This is a genomic window from Ruminococcus sp. 1001136sp1_2201st1_G3_2201SCRN_220225, assembly GCF_040924365.1.
Lineage (GTDB): Bacteria > Bacillota > Clostridia > Lachnospirales > Lachnospiraceae > Blautia_A > Blautia_A faecis.
Genome location: NZ_JBCOME010000105.1, coordinates 1 through 4,914, shown reverse-complemented (window position 1 = coordinate 4,914; position 4,914 = coordinate 1). Strand labels below are relative to the sequence as shown.

Below are 4,914 nucleotides of genomic sequence, written 5' to 3'. Positions count from 1 at the left end.
CTGGATATAAGCGGCAGCCTCTTTTCTTGTAATACTAAGATCCTGGCTAAGACCAAAAGAGCTGATGCCATATACAATGCCAAAGTTTACCGCCTTGGCATTTCGTCTTTGCAGAGGAGTGACCTCCTCAAGCGGAATATGAAAGACCTGAGACGCTGTCAGTCGATGAATATCTTCCGCCTCCCTGTAAGCCTTGATCAGCTTTTCATCCCCGGACATGTGAGCCAGAACACGCAGCTCAATCTGTGAGTAATCAGCATCCAAGAATACAAATCCAGCTTCCGGTACAAATACTTTGCGGATCAGTCTTCCAAGCTCCATTCGGACTGGAATATTCTGAAGGTTTGGCTCTGTACTGCTGATTCTGCCAGTGGCAGTTATGGTCTGGTTAAAAGTGGAATGGATTCTTCCATCCTTCTCGATTACGGCTCCAAGACCGTCTGCATAAGTGGATTTCAGCTTTGTAAGCTGACGATATTCCAAAATATCATTTACGATTGGATTCTCTGATGCCAGTTTCTCTAATATATCTGCGGATGTGGAGTAGCCGGTCTTCGTTTTCTTTCCTCCCGGAATAGCCATTTTTTCAAAAAGGATCACACCAAGCTGTTTCGGAGAATTGATATTAAATTCTTCTCCTGCCTGCTGCCAGATCAGCTTTTCCAGTTCATGAATGCGGACAGTCAGCTTTTCACCATAATTTTTCAATTCTTCTCCTTTTACTTCGATTCCCCATTTTTCCATGGAATCTAACGTAAATACAAGAGGAAGTTCAATCTCTGTGTATACCTTCCACATACCTGTTTCCTGAAGCTTCGCTTTCAAGGGGGCTCTGGTGGCAAAAGCGGTATACGCCATATAGCATGCCAGATGTTCCAGTTCCGGCATATCCTCCTCCCAGGCCTTTTTCAGGGATATTTTTCCCAGAAGCTCTTCTTTTCCCGGAAGGAGCTTCCCATCCAGATAATCTTTTGCAAGCTCTTCATAAGTATAAGTACTTTTCAAAGGATTCAGAAGATAAGCTGCAATGCCACAGTCAAATACGTTTGCATCGGGTGTTAGATCAGCACGCTTGAGCATGGTTTTTACGTCCATGGAACAAACTGTGGTAGACTTCCCCAGCCTGCCGATCTTATCACTTAAATAAGCTGCTGTTACCATTCCCTCCACAGGAACATAATACATTTCATCTTCCCCTAATGCCAGACCAGCTCCATAGACACCTTCTTTATCCCAGAGAAGCGCTATTCCCACAGCTTCTGCCTGTCCCGCTTTTTCAAAAAGTGCCTCACAGCCCTCCAGATCATTGCAGATGAAAAAATCCTGTTCTATTGTATTTTCATTCACTTCAGCCGGATCAAATTTCATCAAAAAATTCCGGAAATCCAATTTTCTGCATAGCTCGTAGGCTTCCTTTGTAAAAATATTTCCTAACTGGAATTTCTCCTGTTCAAATTCTATGGGGCTGTTTGTACAAATAGTTGCAAGCTCCTTACTCAACTGGGCCATCTGGTAATTTTCCCTCAAAGATTCTCTGGCCCGCTTTTGTGAAATCTCTTCCACATGGGAAAAAGCATTTTCTATGGAGCCATATTCTGCAAGCAGCCTGGTGGCTGTCTTCTCTCCGACACCTGGAATTCCAGGAATATTGTCGGCAGCATCACCCATAAGAGCCTTTAATTCTATAACCTGGGCAGGAGTAACCAGATACCGCTCCTGCACCTGGTCTTCCTTATAGTCTTCTATAACAGTTTGCCCTTTTGCAGTCCTTGGCAGACGGATCATGGTTTTTTTAGTCGCCAGCTGTAAAAGATCACGGTCACCGGAAAGAATGATTACATCCATACCTTTTTCTTCACCTTTTTTCGCCAGCGTACCAAGAATATCGTCTGCTTCAAAGCCTGCAAGGGAAACTGTGGCGATTTCCATCTTTTCAAGCATCTCTTTCAAGAGCGGAATCTGTTCCTTTAGTTCCTGAGGCATGGGCTTACGTGTACCTTTGTATTCTGGGTATTTCGCATGGCGAAAAGTCGGCTCACTTCTGTCAAATGCCACTGCCAGATATTCCGGTTTCTCTTCTCCCAGCACTTTAAACAGGATATTTAAAAAGCCATAGACAGCACCTGTATGCAGACCTTCTGAATTAGTCAGATCCGGAAGTCCGTAAAATGCCCTGTTTAAAATACTGTGACCATCTATCAGTAAAATTTTCTCACACATATAAGCCTCCTGTACCGTGTTTCCTATAATACCTGCATAATAATATAAATCAAAAATCCACCCAGTCCGGCAATCAACGCGCAGAATCCCATTCCACTCAGCGCGCGGCGGAATCTCATCTTCAGTATATAATGCTTGGATCTACGAATATCTTCTTCCAGAAGCTCCCGGAGATCCAATGTGGAATCTCTGCTCTCCTCATCCAGCTGCTGCATGGCAGCATGAACAATAAAATAAGTTTCCAGCTCGTCGTAACAGGACGGACAATTTTCCACATGTTCCAGAAAATCCTCCAGTTCATCTACAGATAAATCATGCTCAATGTATCGGTTTACCATACTCTCTGCTGTCTGACAATTCATGGAAACACTCCTCCCTTTTGCAGCCCATATTTGTTATTATATCCGAATCTTCCCCAAAACACAAGAGACAGCAGATGTTTGACCGGATACTCTTTAAGCAGACAAGGGAAATAACCAAAATCTGTTTAAAGGGCATCTGATCTTTTTCTGCTGTCCCTTATTTTATATATCCGGCAATGCGGTTCTTTTTATTGCCGCAAAGTCCGGTCAAATATTACAAAAATGCTCTTTTTACTCTGCACTGGCTGTAAGAGACTTCGGCGGATCATTTAAAATCTTCATAAATTCCTCGCCTGTGATTGTTTCATGCTCATACAGATATTTTGCAAGTTCATGAAGCTTCTCAATATTATCCTCAAGAATCTTATAGGCCTTCTCATGCTGTCTTCGTACCAGCTCTACTACCTTTTTGTCCAGAAGCGTCTGTGTCTCAAAGGAGCAGCTAAGACTTGAATCACCACCCAGATACTGATTGCTCATACTTTCCATCGCAACCATATCGAACTCATCGCTCATGCCATAGCGTGAAATCATGCCTCTGGCAATCTTGGTAGCCTGCTCGATATCATTCGACGCGCCAGTTGTAACACTGTGGAAAATCAGTTCTTCAGCAGCACGGCCCCCAGTAAATGTAGCAATCTTATTCTCCAGTTCTTCCTTTGACATCAGGAAGTGCTCCTGCTCATCCACCTGCATGGTGTATCCAAGAGCGCCTGAGGTACGGGGAATAATGGTAATCTTATGAACCGGAGCAGAATCCGTCTGTTTCGCCGCCACAAGTGCATGTCCCACCTCATGATAGGATACGATCAGCTTCTCCTTATTGGAAAGCACCCGGTTTTTCTTCTGGTAACCAGCGATAACAACCTCTATACTCTCCTCAAAATCAGCTTGCGTAGCAAACTTCCTGCCATCACGGACAGCACGAAGAGCCGCCTCATTTACAATATTGGCAAGCTCTGCACCGGAAGCGCCGGCTGCTGCCTTGGCAATTTCATCGAAACGGACACTGTCTGCGATTTTGATCTTTCTGGCATGGACTTTCAGGATTTCCTCACGTCCTTTCAGATCCGGAAGTTCTACCGGAATACGTCTGTCAAAACGCCCCGGACGCAGGAGGGCCGGATCCAGGGAATCTGGACGGTTGGTAGCAGCCAGGATTACAACTCCCTTGGAGCCGTCAAATCCATCCATCTCTGTAAGCAGCTGGTTTAATGTCTGCTCACGTTCATCGTTTCCACCTGTGAAGCTTCCGCTGTCACGTTTCTTACCAATGGTATCGATCTCATCAATAAATACAATACAAGGTGCCTTCTCATTTGCCTGTTTAAACAGATCACGAACCTTGGCAGCACCCATGCCCACAAACATTTCCACAAATTCTGAACCGGAAATAGAGAAAAACGGTACTTCTGCTTCTCCTGCAACTGCCTTGGCAAGCAATGTCTTACCTGTACCTGGAGGGCCTACAAGAAGGGCGCCTTTGGGCATGGATGCTCCAATCTCCGTGTATTTCTGCGGATTATGAAGATAATCTACAATTTCCGTAAGAAGCTCTTTCGCCTCGTCCTCACCTGCCACATCTGTAAATTTAATTCCTGTAGAAGACTTCACATATACTTTGGCATTGCTTTTTCCAAAGGACATTGCTCCGCCAGGACCACCGCCCATAGAGCTCATCATCTTCTTACTCAGCCATCTTCCAAGGAAAACAAAGATTACGATTGGGATCACATATCCGATCACCAGACTGAGTAAGATGGACTGCTTCTGAGGCTCCACTGCTTCCATACTGGTTCCGGCTTCATAAAGGCGGCTTACAAGGTCCGGATCATCCATGCGTACAGTCTTGCACACCACGTCCTCGCCGTTCTTTCTCACTATATAATAGATATAATCGTCCTGCACCTCTGCCTTAGATACATTTCCACGCTCTACATTGCTGAGGAATGTACTGTAGTCGGTTTTCTCTACAGAGCGTTCCTGCATGGCTGGAATGGCAAATATGTTCAGGAAAAGGATCACCACAACCGCTATCAGTGCAAAAATGTACAATGGCCGGTTCTCTGGTTTTTTATGGTCAATATTCATTGGCATTTCCTCCATTTTCTGTCAACTGTTAAATACTTTAGCATTTCCATGTATGAATATCAATATTCTGCCTCGAAAATTTATAAACTTTTCATAATTTTATCTTTACTTTATTTTTATAATGTGCTATTATATCAATTGTTCAACCGCCGGCATGTCGGAATGGCAGACGAGGCAGACTCAAAATCTGTTGTAGGCAACTACGTGTGGGTTCAAGTCCCACTGCCGGCATTTTTAACAC

Annotated in this window: 3 protein-coding genes and 1 tRNA gene; 1 reads left to right on the top strand and 3 read right to left on the bottom strand. The window is 44.3% G+C overall.

The window, feature by feature from the left end:
• From polA to ftsH, 3 genes are all read right to left on the bottom strand, one after another.
• Window positions 1-2,220: DNA polymerase I (gene polA / locus AB5642_RS19540; RefSeq protein WP_368371898.1), on the bottom strand; the 2,220-nt coding region annotated here is incomplete at its 3' end.
• A gap of 23 nt (window positions 2,221-2,243) precedes the next feature.
• Entirely contained in the window at window positions 2,244-2,582 is a 339-nt protein-coding gene (locus tag AB5642_RS19535; RefSeq protein ID WP_173718131.1) for an anti-sigma factor, read from the bottom strand.
• Window positions 2,583-2,813: 231 nt separating this feature from the next.
• Window positions 2,814-4,673, bottom strand: a complete 1,860-nt coding sequence (ftsH, locus tag AB5642_RS19530) for an ATP-dependent zinc metalloprotease FtsH (RefSeq protein ID WP_173718130.1) — start codon at window positions 4,671-4,673, stop codon at window positions 2,814-2,816.
• A gap of 148 nt (window positions 4,674-4,821) precedes the next feature.
• Between ftsH and AB5642_RS19525 the strand changes: the two genes are divergently transcribed.
• Window positions 4,822-4,904, top strand: a tRNA-Leu gene (locus tag AB5642_RS19525).
• The last annotated feature ends 10 nt before the right edge of the window (window positions 4,905-4,914 follow it).